The sequence below is a fragment of the Synechococcus sp. A15-60 genome, from assembly GCF_014280095.1.
Lineage (GTDB): Bacteria > Cyanobacteriota > Cyanobacteriia > PCC-6307 > Cyanobiaceae > Synechococcus_C.
Map to the genome: position 1 here is coordinate 19,649 of NZ_CP047933.1, position 14,603 is coordinate 34,251.

General features: G+C 61.0%; 13 protein-coding genes and 1 pseudogene. 6 read left to right on the plus strand and 8 right to left on the minus strand.

Annotated elements, in window-relative coordinates:
• Nucleotides 1–17 precede the first annotated feature (17 nt).
• Nucleotides 18–1,208: an NAD(P)/FAD-dependent oxidoreductase gene (locus tag SynA1560_RS00085; protein WP_370523167.1), complete on the plus strand. Its 1,191-nt coding sequence runs from the start codon at nt 18–20 to the stop codon at nt 1,206–1,208.
• 10 nt (nt 1,209–1,218) lie between these two features.
• Here SynA1560_RS00085 and SynA1560_RS00090 read toward each other — a convergent pair whose 3' ends face one another.
• The 3 genes and pseudogenes from SynA1560_RS00090 to SynA1560_RS00100 all read right to left on the minus strand — a co-directional run bounded on the left by SynA1560_RS00090 (nt 1,219) and on the right by SynA1560_RS00100 (nt 5,374).
• Complete coding sequence (locus SynA1560_RS00090) at nt 1,219–2,493, minus strand: type II secretion system F family protein (protein WP_186500822.1); 1,275 nt, start codon at nt 2,491–2,493, stop codon at nt 1,219–1,221.
• Nucleotides 2,494–2,509: 16 nt separating this feature from the next.
• Nucleotides 2,510–3,582 (minus strand): annotated as a pseudogene (locus SynA1560_RS00095) (type IV pilus twitching motility protein PilT).
• 10 nt (nt 3,583–3,592) lie between these two features.
• A complete protein-coding gene (locus SynA1560_RS00100; RefSeq protein ID WP_186500823.1) occupies nt 3,593–5,374 on the minus strand; it encodes a GspE/PulE family protein in 1,782 nt (593 codons plus the stop codon).
• Nucleotides 5,375–5,468: 94 nt separating this feature from the next.
• Between SynA1560_RS00100 and grpE the strand changes: the two genes are divergently transcribed.
• From grpE to rsgA, 4 genes are read left to right on the plus strand one after another with little or no spacing between them, the layout of a single operon-like run.
• Nucleotides 5,469–6,194 (plus strand): nucleotide exchange factor GrpE, encoded by a 726-nt coding sequence (gene grpE / locus SynA1560_RS00105; protein ID WP_186501514.1) that lies wholly within the window; start codon nt 5,469–5,471, stop codon nt 6,192–6,194.
• Nucleotides 6,195–6,236: 42 nt separating this feature from the next.
• Complete coding sequence (gene dnaJ, locus SynA1560_RS00110; protein WP_186469764.1) at nt 6,237–7,367, plus strand: molecular chaperone DnaJ; 1,131 nt, start codon at nt 6,237–6,239, stop codon at nt 7,365–7,367.
• 2 nt (nt 7,368–7,369) lie between these two features.
• Entirely contained in the window at nt 7,370–7,612 is a 243-nt protein-coding gene (locus SynA1560_RS00115; protein ID WP_186500824.1) for a sulfurtransferase TusA family protein, read from the plus strand.
• Between the two features lie 19 nt (nt 7,613–7,631).
• Nucleotides 7,632–8,513, plus strand: coding sequence for a ribosome small subunit-dependent GTPase A (rsgA, locus tag SynA1560_RS00120; RefSeq protein WP_186470905.1), 882 nt, complete (start codon nt 7,632–7,634; stop codon nt 8,511–8,513).
• Here rsgA and SynA1560_RS00125 read toward each other — a convergent pair.
• The 3 genes from SynA1560_RS00125 to murC are packed head-to-tail and all read right to left on the minus strand — an operon-like array spanning nt 8,488 to nt 11,213.
• Nucleotides 8,488–8,829: a YbaB/EbfC family nucleoid-associated protein gene (locus tag SynA1560_RS00125; protein ID WP_186469766.1), complete on the minus strand. Its 342-nt coding sequence runs from the start codon at nt 8,827–8,829 to the stop codon at nt 8,488–8,490. The genes rsgA and SynA1560_RS00125 overlap by 26 nt on opposite strands.
• Before the next feature lie 24 nt (nt 8,830–8,853).
• Nucleotides 8,854–9,786 carry a UDP-N-acetylmuramate dehydrogenase gene (gene murB, locus SynA1560_RS00130; protein WP_186500825.1) on the minus strand — a complete coding sequence of 311 codons (933 nt, stop codon included), beginning with the start codon at nt 9,784–9,786 and terminating at the stop codon, nt 8,854–8,856.
• Entirely contained in the window at nt 9,762–11,213 is a 1,452-nt protein-coding gene (murC, locus tag SynA1560_RS00135; protein ID WP_186500826.1) for a UDP-N-acetylmuramate--L-alanine ligase, read from the minus strand. The genes murB and murC overlap by 25 nt, the downstream gene beginning before the upstream one ends.
• 173 nt (nt 11,214–11,386) lie before the next feature.
• On the opposite strand from murC, the gene gap reads away from it, so the two are divergent.
• Complete coding sequence (gap, locus tag SynA1560_RS00140) at nt 11,387–12,412, plus strand: type I glyceraldehyde-3-phosphate dehydrogenase (protein ID WP_186469769.1); 1,026 nt, start codon at nt 11,387–11,389, stop codon at nt 12,410–12,412.
• Between the two features lie 59 nt (nt 12,413–12,471).
• On the opposite strand, the gene thiL is transcribed toward gap, so the two are convergent.
• Entirely contained in the window at nt 12,472–13,458 is a 987-nt protein-coding gene (gene thiL / locus SynA1560_RS00145) for a thiamine-phosphate kinase (protein WP_186500827.1), read from the minus strand.
• 5 nt (nt 13,459–13,463) lie between these two features.
• Nucleotides 13,464–14,537, minus strand: coding sequence for a peptidylprolyl isomerase (locus SynA1560_RS00150; protein WP_186500828.1), 1,074 nt, complete (start codon nt 14,535–14,537; stop codon nt 13,464–13,466).
• Between the last annotated feature and the right edge of the window lie 66 nt (nt 14,538–14,603).

Genomic DNA, 14,603 nt, shown 5'->3' on the forward strand with positions numbered 1-14,603 from the left:
GTGGTCCTGCCGGTTACATGGCAGCGATCACCGCCGCAGAGCAGGGGCTGTCTCGGGTGTTGATTCTGGAAGGAACGCCTGAGCCGCTTCAGAAGGTGCGCATCAGTGGTGGTGGCCGCTGCAACGTCACCCATGCCTGCTGGGATCCACGTGAGCTGGCCACCCATTACCCGCGTGGCAGCCGGCCCCTCCGCGGTCCCTTCAGTCGCTTCGCCTGCGGTGATGCGATCACCTGGTTTGATGAGCGGGGTCTCACCCTTGTGGAAGAGCCCGACGGCCGGATGTTTCCGCAGCAGAATCGTTCTGAGGCGGTGATTCAGTGCCTTCAGAATGCTGCCAGGGCGGCTGGCGTGCAGCTGCGTACGCGGGCCATGGTCCAGCAGGTGCAGTCCCAACTGGATGGGGGATTCGAGTTGGTGGGCCGCGGCCTGGAGAGCCCCTTGCGGGCGCGCCAGTTGATGCTGGCCACCGGCGGCCATCCCAGCGGTCGCAGAATCGCTGAGGCCCTGGGTCATCGGGTGGTTCCTCCAGTGCCGTCACTGTTCAGCCTGTCGCTGCAGGCGAAGCCACTGGTGGCATGCAGCGGCATCGCTATGGATGACGTGAGTCTCGATCTCAAACTCGGCCATCAGCGTTTCCGCCAGACCGGGAGGGTGCTGATTACCCATCGAGGATTGAGTGGCCCGGCCACGTTGCGGCTGTCTGCTTTTGCAGCGCGGGCGCTGCATGCAAGCCATTACCAAGGTGAGCTCAAAGTGGATTGGAGCGCAGGTCTGGGCCGTCAAGGAGTTGAGCAGCGGTTGCAGCAGTGGCGTCAGGAACAGGCCAGGCGCACCCTCGTGGCCGCCAAGCCCATGGAGCATCTGCCGCGTCGGTTGTGGCAGGCGTTTCTGCTGATGGCCGGCGTGGAGGGAGTTCGGCGCTGGGCGGATCTGCCTCTGAAGGCGGAGCGTCAATTGCTAGAGATCCTTTGCGCCCAGTGTCTGTCCATTCGAGGCAGGGGGCCGTTTGGAGAGGAGTTCGTCACCGCGGGTGGCGTGGACCTGGGTGAGGTGAACCTGGCCACCATGGAAAGCCGGCGTTGCCCTGGTCTTTTTCTGGCCGGTGAACTCTTGGATGTCGATGGTGTGACTGGCGGATTCAATTTCCAGGCCTGCTGGAGCGGCGGCTGGCTGGCAGGTCAGGCCATAGCGGCGACTTTGCAGTGACGATCAACTTTCACTGGATCTGATCAAACACGGTGAACATCGGCAGATACATCGCCAGAAGGATGGAGCCCACGATGCCGCCCACCACGACGATCATCGCTGGCTCGAGCATGGAGGTAAGCGCTTTCACCGTTGCGGAGACTTCGTCCTCGTAGAAGTCGGCCACCTTGCTGAGCATCTGGTCCATCTCGCCGGTTTCCTCGCCGATTGAGAGCATGCTCAAGGCCATATCGGGCAGCACTTTCTGTCGTGTTAGCGCGGTGCTCAGCAGCACCCCCTCCTGCACCAGGCTGCGGGAGTCGAGAATGGCGTCGGAAATGATTGAGTTTCCGGTGGTTTCACTGGAGATCTCCAGTGACATCAAGATCGGCACACCTGCGCGGGTTAGTGAGCTGAAGATCCGACAGAACTGGGCTGTCGCCGTTTTCATGATTAGGTCCCCGAACAGGGGGAGCTTCAGCATGAATCGGTCCACAACCCTGCGGCCCTTATGGGTGGCGTAATAGCGGCTGAACATCCACACCATCACCAGCAGGGCTCCGGCAAACACCAGCGCTACCGAGGAGCGCAGCAGCTCGCTCAGGTCCACCATCAGCTGGGTGAACAGGGGTAGTTCGGCGCCCAGATCTTCGAAGATGCCTGCGAAGGTGGGAATCAAAAAGATCGTCATCCCCAGGAACACCAGGATGGCGATCACCAGCACCGCCACGGGATAGCCCAGAGCCCCTTTGATCTGGTTCTGCAGACGGGCGTTGTCTTCCAGCAACTTGGCCAGTCGCTTGAGCGATTCGTCGAGCACACCACCGGCTTCCCCTGCTTCCACCATGGCCACCGTGAGCTGGTCGAACACCTTGGGCCACTTGCGCATGGCTGCGCCCATGGCAGTGCCTTGGTTCACCTCAAGCCCTACAGCCGTTAAGGCCTTCTTGAACATCGGCAGCTTCTGCTGCGTGGCCATCAGATCCAGGCTGCGCACGATCGGCACGCCTGCATCCACCAGCGCGGCCAGCTTGCTGGCCCACACGGCTTTTTCTTTCACTCCCGGCGGTTTTTGGAATGCTTCACCGAGATCCATGGACAGCAAGCCGTTGGCTTTGACCTTTTGGGCTGTTGATGGGTCTTTGGTAGTTGATTGGTTTGGCTTCTTGTTCTGGGCATGAAGGGCCGTCGCCATGATTCCCCGTCTTCGCAGCTGTCGTCGCGCTGTTTGCGGATCTTTGGCGCGGATGGTGATCGTGCGCGATTGTCCGCTGGCGGATTGGTAAGTGGCGGAGAAGATGGCCATCGCAGTGTTTGAGCCTTCAGCTGCCCATCAGCCGTTCCAGCTCTGATGGTTTGCCAGCTTTGATGCGTGCCTCTTCGGAGCTGATTGCACCATTGGCGACCAGATCAGCCAGAGCTTTCTCCAGGGTCTGCATACCCAGCTCTCCCCCGGTCTGGATCTGGGAATACAGCTGTGCCGTCTTGCCTTCGCGGATCAGGTTGGCTGTGGCGGCGGTGTTGATCAGGATTTCCTGGGCCATCACCCGCCCGAACTGGCCTGGAGCTGGGTTGCTCCGGCGACAGAGGGTCTGCGAGAACACAGCCACCAGGCTTCCGGAGAGTTGCACGCGGATCTGGGTCTGCTGTTCGGGGGGAACACATCCACCATGCGGTCCACGGTCTGTGCGGCCGAACTGGTGTGCAGGGTGCCGAACACTAGGTGGCCGGTTTCCGCTGCGCTGATCGCTAATTGAATCGTTTCCAGATCCCTCATTTCCCCCACCAGGATCACGTCCGGGTCCTCGCGCAACGCCGCACGGAGGGCATTGGCGAAGCTGCGCGTGTCTTCATTCAGCTGCCGCTGATGCACCAGGCTGCGGTCGCTCTTGTACACGAACTCGATCGGATCCTCGATGGTGAGGATGTGTTCGGCGCGGCTGTGATTGATGTGATCGAGCAGCGCCGCCAGGGTGGTGGTCTTTCCCGAGCCCGTGGGTCCTGTCACCAGCACCAGGCCCCGTGGTCGTTCGCAGGTCTGCACCACCACCGGCGGCAGATTCAGCCGATCGATGCTGGGAATGCTGCTGCCCAGGGCCCTCAGACAGGCGGCATAGCTTCCCTTCTGTCGGTACACATTCACCCGGAAGCGGGCCACGCCCTTCAGTCCATAGGCGCAGTCAAGTTCCCACGTCTGTTCGAGTGTCTTGCGCTGACTGTTGTTGAGCATGGAGAAGATCAGCCGGTTGCAGCTCTCCTCTAGGAGAGGTTCGTCCCGCATCGGACGCAGTTCGCCGCTGAAGCGGCCGTAGGGGGGCTGCCCACTGGCGATGTGCAGGTCGCTGCCGCCTGCCTCGACAAGCTCCTGCATCAGGTCCTCGATCATCAGCTCCATCGCTCCGTCCTCAGTGACGTGGTGTGAGGCAGTAAGGGCATTCCAGCCAACCTTCCTGGAGCCCGCCACCACATCCACTGCAGGTGAGTGAGCTCAGCGCCCGGGCGCGCCGTTCCGATTCCAGGCCCGCGTCGGTAAGCACCATGCGCCCCACCTCCTCCAGGGTGGTGTGGCCCTCCCGTACCAGATCGAGGCTGTACCCCAGCAGGGTTTTCATGCCGCTTTCCAGAGCCAGTTGCCGCACCATGTCGGTGGTGGCGCCTTTGGCTACGGCTGCCGCAAGCTCTTCGTTCATGCGCAACACCTCGTAGACCCCAACCCGGCCCTTGTAACCGCTGCCCTGACAGTGAGGGCAGTTGTTGGCCTCTATGTCTTGGTGATTGGCCTTGAAAAAGCTCACGTCAGCTTCATGGCTGGCCATCAATCCGAACCGCGCTAGTTCTTCAGGATCCGGTCGATAGGCGATGCGGCAATGAGGGCAGACCCTCCTCAGCAGTCGCTGGGAAACGATCCCGATCAGGGAGGCGCTAACCATGAATGGTTCGACTCCCATCTCATCCAGACGAGCAATCGCGCTGGGGGCGTCGTTGCAATGCAGGGTGGTCAAGACCAAATGACCGGTGAGGGCCGCTTCAATGGCTGTTTTCGCTGTTTCCAGATCGCGGGTTTCGCCCACCAGCAGCACGTCCGGGTCCTGACGCATGAAGGCCCGAAGGGCCTGACTGAAATCGAACCCTTTATCTCGGTTCACCTGGCATTGGGTGATCCCGGGCAAGGTGTATTCGATCGGATCTTCAACCGTGGAGATATTGATTCCTGGCTCGTTGCGTTCCGCCAGCAACGAATAGAGAGTGGTGGATTTACCGGATCCCGTCGGACCGGTCACCAGGATCATTCCGAACGGTTTGGACCCGAGGGCTCGCACCAATTCCAGTGCCTCCGGGTTGCTGATCAGCTTGTCGAGACCCAGCTGGGTGGCGGAGCTGTCCAGTAGTCGCAGCACAATCTTTTCGCCGTACCGGCTGGGCAGGCTGTTCACCCGGAAGTCCACTGTGCGGTTTTGGAAACGACGGCGGATCCGACCGTCCTGGGCGATGCGGCGCTCGGCGATGTCCAGGTCCGCCATGATTTTGAAGCGGGAGGTCACGGCTGGGATCAGCCGGCTGGGCAGGGGTTCAATGTGGCTTTGCAGCACACCGTCCTGACGGAAGCGCAGTTGCAGACCTGCCTGCTGGGGCTCTACGTGAATGTCACTGGCTCCCAGTTGAAGGGCCTGCATCAGGATCCGGTCCACCAGGTTGATCACCGGCGAACGGTCCGCATCGTTGAGGCTTGACTCCAGATCCTCCGGACCGGCTGATTCCGCTGCTGCCTCCTCCGGGTCCTGCTCCAGCACGCCGTCCACGGAGAACTCCTGTAGATAGGAGGTGGCGGTCTCCGCCACGGTGTTGTTTGCACCGGTGTTCGTCGCGCCGGTGTTGGCCTCCATGTTGTTCACCGCAGGGGTGGTCTCTTCCGCGTCTGGATCAGGTGAAGGCTCGATCGGTTCACTTGCATTGATTGCCAGCGTTGGTGCAGGGGTGGCCTGGCCCAACGAGTGGTCTGGAAGAGGGGAGGATTGCAGATCTAACAGTGCCGTCAGCTGTTCGCTCAGCGCGGCATGCCGCGCTGGATTGAAGCCCATGGTTTTCAGCCTCTGCAGCAGGGATGGCGCATCGGCACGGCCGAGATTTCCCGGGATCGACTGCTGCAACAGCAATTCAAGTTCGAGACGCCGGCGATCGTCGATCACGGATCAAGTTCATGGGAGGTGCGGGCTTCCCCCGCTTGTGTGAGGCCTACCTCACCTATCAACATGTCTAGACGTGAATTCGCAACCGGTCAGCATGAGTGGCGATGCTCCCACCCCCGCGCAGGATCCGTCCACGGAAGTTTCTGACGACCAGCAACCTGGCGTGACGGCCTCTGAGTCCACAGAGGCGGCAACCGTTGATGCGGCTCCGTCTCCTGAGGCTGCCGCGTCGGATCCAGCCATTCCAGCTGGCGATAACGAGGCTCGTCTCGTACAGCTGGAACGCGAACACTCCACCCTGCGTGAAGAGCACGAGGTGCTTCGAGGCCAGTACGTGCGCATCGCTGCGGACTTCGACAACTTCCGCAAGCGTCAGAGTCGTGATCAGGACGATCTCAAGGTGCAGCTCACTTGCAGCACCCTGAGTGAAATTCTGCCGGTGGTGGACAACTTCGAGCGTGCCCGTCAGCAGCTGAATCCCGAGGGTGAGGAAGCCCAGGCGCTGCATCGCAGTTATCAGGGTCTCTACAAACAACTGGTGGATGTGCTCAAGCAGCTCGGGGTCGCCCCCATGCGAGTGGTGGGTCAGGAGTTTGACCCCACCCTCCATGAGGCGGTGCTCCGCGAACCGAGCGAAGAGCACGGAGAGGACGTGGTGATGGAAGAGTTGCAGCGCGGCTACCACCTCAACGGCCGTGTGCTCCGTCACGCCATGGTCAAAGTGTCGATGGGTCCCGGTCCCCAGCAGGGTTCTGCCACTGAAGACCCAGCCAAGGATGCCGCTGCCGGCGAGGAGGTCGTCGGTGATGCCAACGGTTGATCCCACACCTGCTTTTACTGTGACCTTCGGGATGACCAGTTGATGGCTGATTATTACGAGCTGCTCGGCGTCAGCAGGGACGCCGATGCTGATACCCTCAAACGCGCCTATCGGCGACTGGCACGCCAGTACCACCCCGACATCAACAAGGAGCCTGGCGCAGAGGACCGCTTTAAGGAGATCGGTCGTGCCTACGAGGTGCTCAGTGATCCTCAGACCCGCGGTCGTTATGACCAATTCGGTGAGGCCGGTCTTGGCGGTGCGGCCGGCATGCCCGACATGGGCGACATGGGTGGTTTCGCCGACATCTTTGAAACCTTCTTCAGTGGGTTTGGCGGTGCAGCTGGGGGTGGACGTCAGCAGCGGCGCCGCGGTCCCCAGCAGGGCGACGACCTGCGCTACGACCTCACGATCGATTTCGATCAGGCGGTGTTTGGTCAGGAGAGGGAGATCCGTGTACCTCACTTAGAAACCTGCACCACCTGCGGTGGCAGTGGTGCCAAGAGCGGCAGCGGTCCCACCACCTGCACCACCTGTGGCGGTGTCGGTCAGGTCCGTCGCGCGACGCGTACGCCTTTCGGCAGTTTCACGCAGGTCGCCGAATGTCCCACCTGCAACGGCAGTGGTCAGGTGATTGCTGATCCGTGCAACGCCTGCGGCGGTCAGGGCGTGACCCAGGTGCGTAAGAAACTGCGCATTAACATCCCTGCCGGTGTCGACACCGGCACCCGGCTCCGGGTGGCAGGTGAGGGCAATGCCGGTCTCCGGGGAGGTCCTTCCGGCGATCTCTACGTGTTTATCACGGTCAAACCGCATCCTTCGCTGAAGCGGGATGGCCTCACGGTCAACTCGGAGGTGAAGGTCAGTTATCTCCAAGCGATCTTGGGCGACACCATTGAGGTGGACACGGTGGATGGGCCCACCAGCCTTGAGATCCCTGCCGGTACGCAGCCCAATGCTGTGCTCACCCTGGAGAACAAGGGCATTCCAAAGCTGGGTAACCCAGTGGCCCGGGGCAATCAGCGCATCACTGTCAACGTGAAGCTGCCCACACGGCTGAACGATGAAGAGCGCGGTCTGCTCGAGGAGCTGGCCGGTCATCACTCTGCGCGTGGTGAGCAACATCACCATCACAAGAGTGGCCTGTTCGCACGCCTGTTCGGACAGCGTTGACCATGACGGAGCGTCTCCCGGACCGACAGCTCGATCTGTGTGGGACGCCCTGTCCGCTCAATTTCATTCGCTGTCGACTCACCCTCGAGTCCATGACTGCTGGCCAGATCCTGCAGGTGGATCTGGATCCGGGTGAGCCCGAAGAGATGGTGGTTCCCGGTCTGCGCCGCGATGGTCATCAGGTGGAGGTGCAGCCCATCTCGGAGGCGAGGGTGCGGCTGATGGTGATCTGTTCTTGTGAGTGATCGCCAGCTTCAGTCAGGCATGGTTGTGGCGCTTCAGGCCAACTATCTGGAGGTGGAGCTGGAGGCACCACCACAGGGCGTTCCCTCCCGTCTGTTGTGCACGCGTCGAACGCGGCTGAACCATCGAGGCGCAGCTGTGCACGTGGGAGATCGCGTGAGGGTGGAGGCCATCGATCAGGATCACGCCCGAGCTGTGGTGGCCGCCGTGGAGCCTCGCAGCAGCTTTCTCACCCGTCCGCCTGTTGCTAACGCAACCTGTGTGTTGGTGGCGGTGGCGGTGGAACAACCCGCTTTCGATCCTGATCAGGTCAGCCGGTTTCTGCTGACGGCCGAACAGACCGGCTTGCAGGTGCTGCTGGTGCTCACCAAGTGTGATCTGCTGGAGCCGGAGGAGCTGGATCAGTTGAAACGGAGGCTGCAGGGCTGGGGATATGAGCCTCTGTTGGTGTCCACCCAATCGGGGATGGGGCTGGAGGCTTTGCGGGTGCAGCTCGCCTCGGCACCGATTTCCGTGCTTTGTGGACCGTCCGGGGTGGGCAAGAGTTCATTGCTCAACGGCCTGTTGCCGGGTCTCACCCTGAGGGTGGGCGCTGTCTCCGGCCGGCTTCAGCGCGGTCGCCACACCACTCGACATGTGGAGTTGCATGCCATTGCCCCCGGGGCTCGAGTGGCGGACACACCCGGGTTCAATCGTCCGGAACTGCCGGATGATGTGCGCAACCTCGAAGTGCTGTTTCCCGAGCTGAGGGCTCAGCTCGAGCAGCATCCCTGTCGCTTCCGCGACTGCCTGCACCGGGATGAACCTGGATGCGGCGTCACACGCGACTGGGAGCGCTATCCGATGTACCGACGTGCGGTGGAGGAGTTGCTGGGACTCAGCCGCCCATCCCGGGGAGGTTGAGGTCGAGACCACCGGTGAGCTCCTGCATCCGTTCCTTCATCGTGCCGGTGGAGCTCTCGTACGCCGCCTGCAGAGCTTCAAGAGTCGCGGCTTCCGTGGCCTCTTGCCCCTCACTCAGCAGGCTGGGATCCAGTTTCACGCGCAGGGGCTGTTGGTTGCCCGAAAGCCAGATGCTGGCCCGACCGTCAGCGCTGCTGCCCTCGATTTCCATGGCATCAAGCTCCTCCTGCAGTTTCTGGGCGTCTTGCTGGATCTGCTGCGCCTTGCGGAAGGCTTCGGTGAGCTGTCCAAAGTTGGGAAGTCCGAAACCGGCCATGGAATCGCTGAAGGAATCGGAAGGTTAGGCCGCCGACTCGAATCCCAGTCGTTTCACTTCCGGATGCAGTTCGATGCCATGGGCATTGGCGACTTCCTGCTGCACCAACTGGATTAAGCGACGGATGTCATCAGCCCGTGCTGCACCGGTGTTCACAATGAAGTTGGCATGCATTTCCGACACCTGGGCGCCACCGATACGTCGTCCTTTCAGCCCCAGCCCTTCGATCAGTCGACCTGCTTTTTCCGGTTCGGGGTTGCGAAATACACTGCCGCAGCTGGGCTGTTTGTAAGGCTGCGTGCTGGTGCGGTGGCTGAGATTGCCGCTGGTGCGCCGTTGCAGTTCAGCAGGGTCGTGCCCAGGCTCCAGCTGGAAGTCAGCGGCGACCACCACAGTGGTCTTCTGCTGCAGAGCACTGTGGCGATACGCGTAATCCAGGGCATCCCGCTCGATCCGTCTGATTGCCATGTCCTCAGCGTTGAGGTCGATGACATCCACGCTGAGGAGATGCTCAGCGATGCAACCACCTTGGGCTCCGGCATTCATCACGGCCGCACCACCCACGGTGCCGGGAATGCCCACAGCCCACTCGAGGCCCTGGAGACCCTGCTTGGCGGCGTGTCGCGCCAGCGTTGGGATCGCTTCTCCGCTCAAGGCCCGAATCCGGCCAGTGTTGGCATTCACATCGGAGCCCTGCAGTCGACGCAGACAAAGCGTCAGGCCGGGAAGTCCTGCATCGGCAATCAGCAGATTGGAGCCGGCCCCAATCACACGAACGGGGAGGTCAGCATCCGCTGCCCAGTGCAGCAGCGCAGCAATCTGATCCGGGTCGTTGGGTTCGGCTAGCCATTCGGCCGGCCCGCCCACACGCCAGGTGGTGTAGCCCGCAAGCGAGACCTGCTTTTGCAGGACGCCGTTGCTCTTGAGTATCTTCAGCTCGCGACTGCTGACTGACATGACACTTGGCCTTGCGCTGAGTTGGCAGACAACCGCGACCAGAGGCTGTTCACATCGCCGGCCCCCATGACCAGCACCAGATCATCGGTTTTGCTGTGGTCACGCACCAGCTCTGTAACTTGATCCATCGTGCTGGCGACATGAATGATCTGGTCGGATCGGAGCTGCTGCATGCAGCGGGCCAGCGCGTCGCTGGTCACACCAGCAATAGCCGACTCGCCAGCTGAAAATACGGGAGCCAACACCACAAGGTCGGCGCTGCTGAGGGCCTGAGCAAAGTCCTGCTGAAATTCGCGTGTCCGACTGAATCGATGGGGTTGAAATACGGCCATCAGCCGTCGTGGAGCCCGTGGCAAGGGGCTGCGCCCGCTTGACACCATCAGATCAGCCATGGCGAGAGTTGCAGCTACTTCACTGGGGTGATGCGCGTAGTCGTCAACGATCAACCGCCCTTCCCAGTCGCCTCTGAAATCGAAGCGACGTCCTGGTGATTTGAGCTGGTCAAGGTTCTGAATCAGTTGGTCCAGTGGAATGCCTTCCATGCGGCAGGCTGCGATGGCACCGACGGCATTACTCAGGTTGTGGAGACCTGGCAGGGGGAGGGTGATTCGCCCGACCTGAACACCTTGTTCATAAAGGTCGGCAATAGTGCAATCGCCTTCAAGGCTGACGGGCAGGGCGGCGAAGTCCACGTTGTCGCTGCGTTGCACGGACCACCAGGCATCCGCCTGGAAGTGTTCACTCAGGATTGGATCGTCCTGGTTGGCAAGCAGGCGGCCGCATCCGGATCCGAAGCGACGCATGGTGGTGATCAGGTCATCCAGATCCCGGTAGTGATCGGTGTGATCCAGCTCAAGATTGGTAATCACGCCTAGAGCGGCGTTGAATTTGATCAGGGATCCGTCCGATTCATCAGCTTCCGCCACGAGGAGTCGCCCTGATCCTGCATGACCATTGGTGCCGTAGCAGGGAACGACTCCGCCGATTACAGCCGTGGGATCTTCGCCAGCGCTATGGAGAAGGGAGGTGATCACGGTGCTCGTGGTGGTTTTGCCGTGGCTGCCGGCCACAGCAATGGAGGGTTGCTGATCGATGAGGGCAGCCAGCAGATCTGAACGGTGCCAGATCGTTAATTTGCGTGCGCGGGCTTCGATTAGCTCAAGATTGCTGTCCGGGATGGCGCTGCTGATCACCACCAGGGGGTTTGCGATGCCGCGTTGATCCAGTTCATCGAAATTTTCGGGGATCTGGGAACTGAAGGTCACCATGCCTTGGGCCTGCAGGCTTTCCAGGGCGGGGGACAGTCGTCGATCGGATCCGCTGACCTGATGACCACGCACCATCAGGATTTGGGCTAGAGCAGACATGCCGATTCCGCCGGCACCCACGAAATGTACCGACGACGGTCTGTCGAGAGGTCTGCTCAAAGAAGAAATTCGTGAGAACGCAGGATAAATCAGCTTTTCCGAGTGACCACTAACTGGCGCAGATTGTCTTTAGTGCGTTGTCGGAAGGCCTCGAAGACCTGTTGAGAAGGAGAAAATCCCCGATTTCTGTATGATCGGCGGCCAAACCCTGTTGCGGATCTGCCGCTTTAACGATGACCCTGCGCGTTGCGATCAATGGATTCGGCCGAATCGGTCGCAATGTGATGCGGGGTTGGATTAGCCGAGGTGCCGATACCGGAATCGAGATCGTTGGCGTGAACGCTACCTCCGATCCCAAGACCAGTGCGCACCTACTCACCTACGACTCCATTCTGGGCAAGCTCGATCCCAGCGTGAAGATCGAGACCACCGACGATTCGATGATCGTCAACGGCAAGGAAGTCAAATTCTTCTCTGACCGCAACCCCCTCAACTGCCCTTGGAAGGAGTGGGGCGTGGATCTGGTGCTCGAATCCACCGGCGTGTTCAACACCGATGAAAAAGCCAGCATGCACATCCAGGCTGGTGCCAAAAAGGTGATCCTCACCGCGCCCGGAAAGGGACCCAAAGTCGGCACCTTCGTGGTGGGCGTGAATGAAGACCAGTACAGCCACGACGACTGGGACATCCTCAGTAACGCCAGCTGCACCACGAACTGCTTGGCTCCTCTGGTGAAGGTGATCGACCAGTCGATCGGAATCAACCGCGGTCTGATGACCACGATCCACAGCTACACCGGAGACCAGAGGATTCTCGACAACAACCACCGCGACCTGCGTCGTGCTCGCGCGGCAGCCGTGAACATGGTGCCCACCTCGACCGGTGCCGCACAGGCTGTCGCTCTGGTGTACCCCGCCGTGAAGGGCAAGTTCACCGGTATCGCCATGCGCGTTCCCACCCCCAACGTGTCCGCCGTTGACCTGGTGTTCGAATCGTCCCGCGCCTCCTCCGTTGACGAGATCAAGTCGATCATTAAAGGTGCCGCTGATGGTGCCATGAGCAAGGTCATCAAGTACGGCGATCTGCCTTTGGTTTCCAGCGACTACGCCGGCACCAATCAGTCGACCATCTTCGATGCTGACCTGACCTTGGCCATGGGTGACAACTTCTTCAAGATCGTCGCTTGGTACGACAATGAGTGGGGCTATAGCCAGCGCGTGGTTGACTTGGCCGAAGTGGTCGCCAAAAACTGGAAGTGATCGCTTTCTGAATCATCTTCAACCCTCCCCAATGGGAGGGTTTTTTGATGGCTTGATCTTCAGTTGTTGCGGAAATGATGGAAACTTTTGGTTTGCACGGGCTGTGCGTTTTCGCTCCAGCGGATAGTGCTGCTCGCGCCCGTGATGCGGCCGACGCGTCGGCTCCCTGCCTGTTTCTCTAACCAGCGCTGGGCCCAGGCAGGGGGCAGGCTCAACACCAGTTCGAAGTCCTCACCTCCTGCCAGACACCATTGGTCCCAGGGGTCACCGAAGGGCCAGTGTTGGGTTCGCGGCAGCCAGGCCTGTGTGAGTTCAGCACCGCAACCACTGCTTCTGCAGAGAGCTTCTACAGCCGCCAGCAGTCCGTCGCTGCTGTCGGTGCCGCCGGCTCTCCAGGCCAGCCCATCGGGTTTGCAGGCCAGCAGGGTGTCGAGGGCATCCAGTCGGGGAATGGGCCGTTGATGCGTTGCGATTGCCAGTGCGCGAAGTTGGGGATTGAGATCTGCAGTGTTCAGAACCTCATCGTTCTGCAGCAGTGCCAGGCCAAGCCTGCTCAACCCATGGGCACCGCTGGTCACGATCCAGTCTCCAGGACGGGCCTCGCCGCGATGCAGGCGCAGCGGTCCCAGACGCCCCAAGGCTGTGATCGAAACCAGTTTCTGGAGGCCTGCGGAACAGTCACCCCCCAGTAACGTCCCTCCGAATTCACTCAAACCATCGGCAATGCCTGTGTAGAGCTCCTCCACCCAGCTCCACGGGGTGGTGCTTGGAGCCACCAGGGTCACGGTGATGCCGTCGATGGCAACGGCTCCGCTGGCGGCAAGATCGGAGAGGTTGGCTGCCACCGCACGCCAGCCCACATCCGCTGCGCTGGTGGTTGCATCACTGAAATGAACGCCATCCACCAGCACGTCGCTGTTCACCAACAAGGGCCTGGAGTCGGAGCGGAGAGAGGCTGTGTCGTCGCTTAGTTGACCGTCCGGTGCAAAGCGCGCCAGTCGCTTCAGCAACTCCGCTTCACCCAGATCCCCCAGGGTCTCCGTCACGGTGCTTAGGCGTGCTCCATCAGACGATCCGCTCCCTCGACCACCTTCACGCTGAGGATTTCATCATCCACACCCAGTTCTTCGAGCACATCGAAGCCGTCCACCACGTAACCGAAGGCAGCGTTGCGGCCATCCACCAGGTTGAGACCAGCGGGCGTCAGCTCCGCTTCGTAAAGGAACAAGAAGAACTGGGAGGAGCCGTCATCGAGGGCTTGATCGGAATGCGCCCAACCCAGCGTTCCGAGGGTGGCGAAGGGCAGCACAGGGGTGGCCTTGTAAAGCCCGACATCCTCGAAGGTCTGGTTGTAGAAGGTGTCGGGTTCGCCTGGAACCCTGATTTCCAGTGGAACGTGGCGTTCCTGCTTGGTTTTGGGATCGACATAGCCGATCTCCGGACCATCCGGATCACCGCTCTGCAGGATGTAAAAGTCTTCAGCTCGATTGAACGGCAGCCCGTCGTAGAAGCCCTTCAGGCTCAGGTCAATGAAGGCTCCTGCGGTCAGCGGAGCGTTGTAACCGTCGACAACCGCGGTGAGGTCTCCCTGAGTGGTTGTCATGACGACGGTGGCCCGACCGGCCAGCCGCGGCAGGTTGTCGAACTCTGCGGGGATGTCCGGCAGACGGTCGTCGATCAACATCGCTTCGAGGTCTCCGATCCGGCTCAGCGCCAGGCGGCGGGTTTCGATGAAGCCGGCCTTGTCGGAGGCATCGACACGCGCTTGCAGCCGATCGAGATCGCTGCTCACCGCATCGAGAATCTGTTCAGCCTGTGCCTGGTCTTCGCCAGGGACCGCCGCAATGATCGTTCTTCGTCGGGTGTTTAGAACCGATTGGGTGCGTTTGATCCCTCGGCCCAGAGCGCTCCAGCGCTTGGCACGCAGGTCGTCGCTGGTGCCTTCCAGCCGATGTTGCAGTTCGCGAAGGTCCTCCTGATCCATCGGCAGCGAATCGCGCAGGATCGCCGCTGGATCCTGCACGGCATTGCCTTGAGGTAGCCCTGCCCAGGCCGGTGAGGCCCAGGTCATGCCAACCACCATCACGAGAGCGAGAAGCCACGTAGTCAGGCGTTGAAACGCCATCCGAATCGCCAAGGAGAACCCCAGGTGCTGAAAGGACTTTGGCACAGCCGTATGATCCCCTGAACC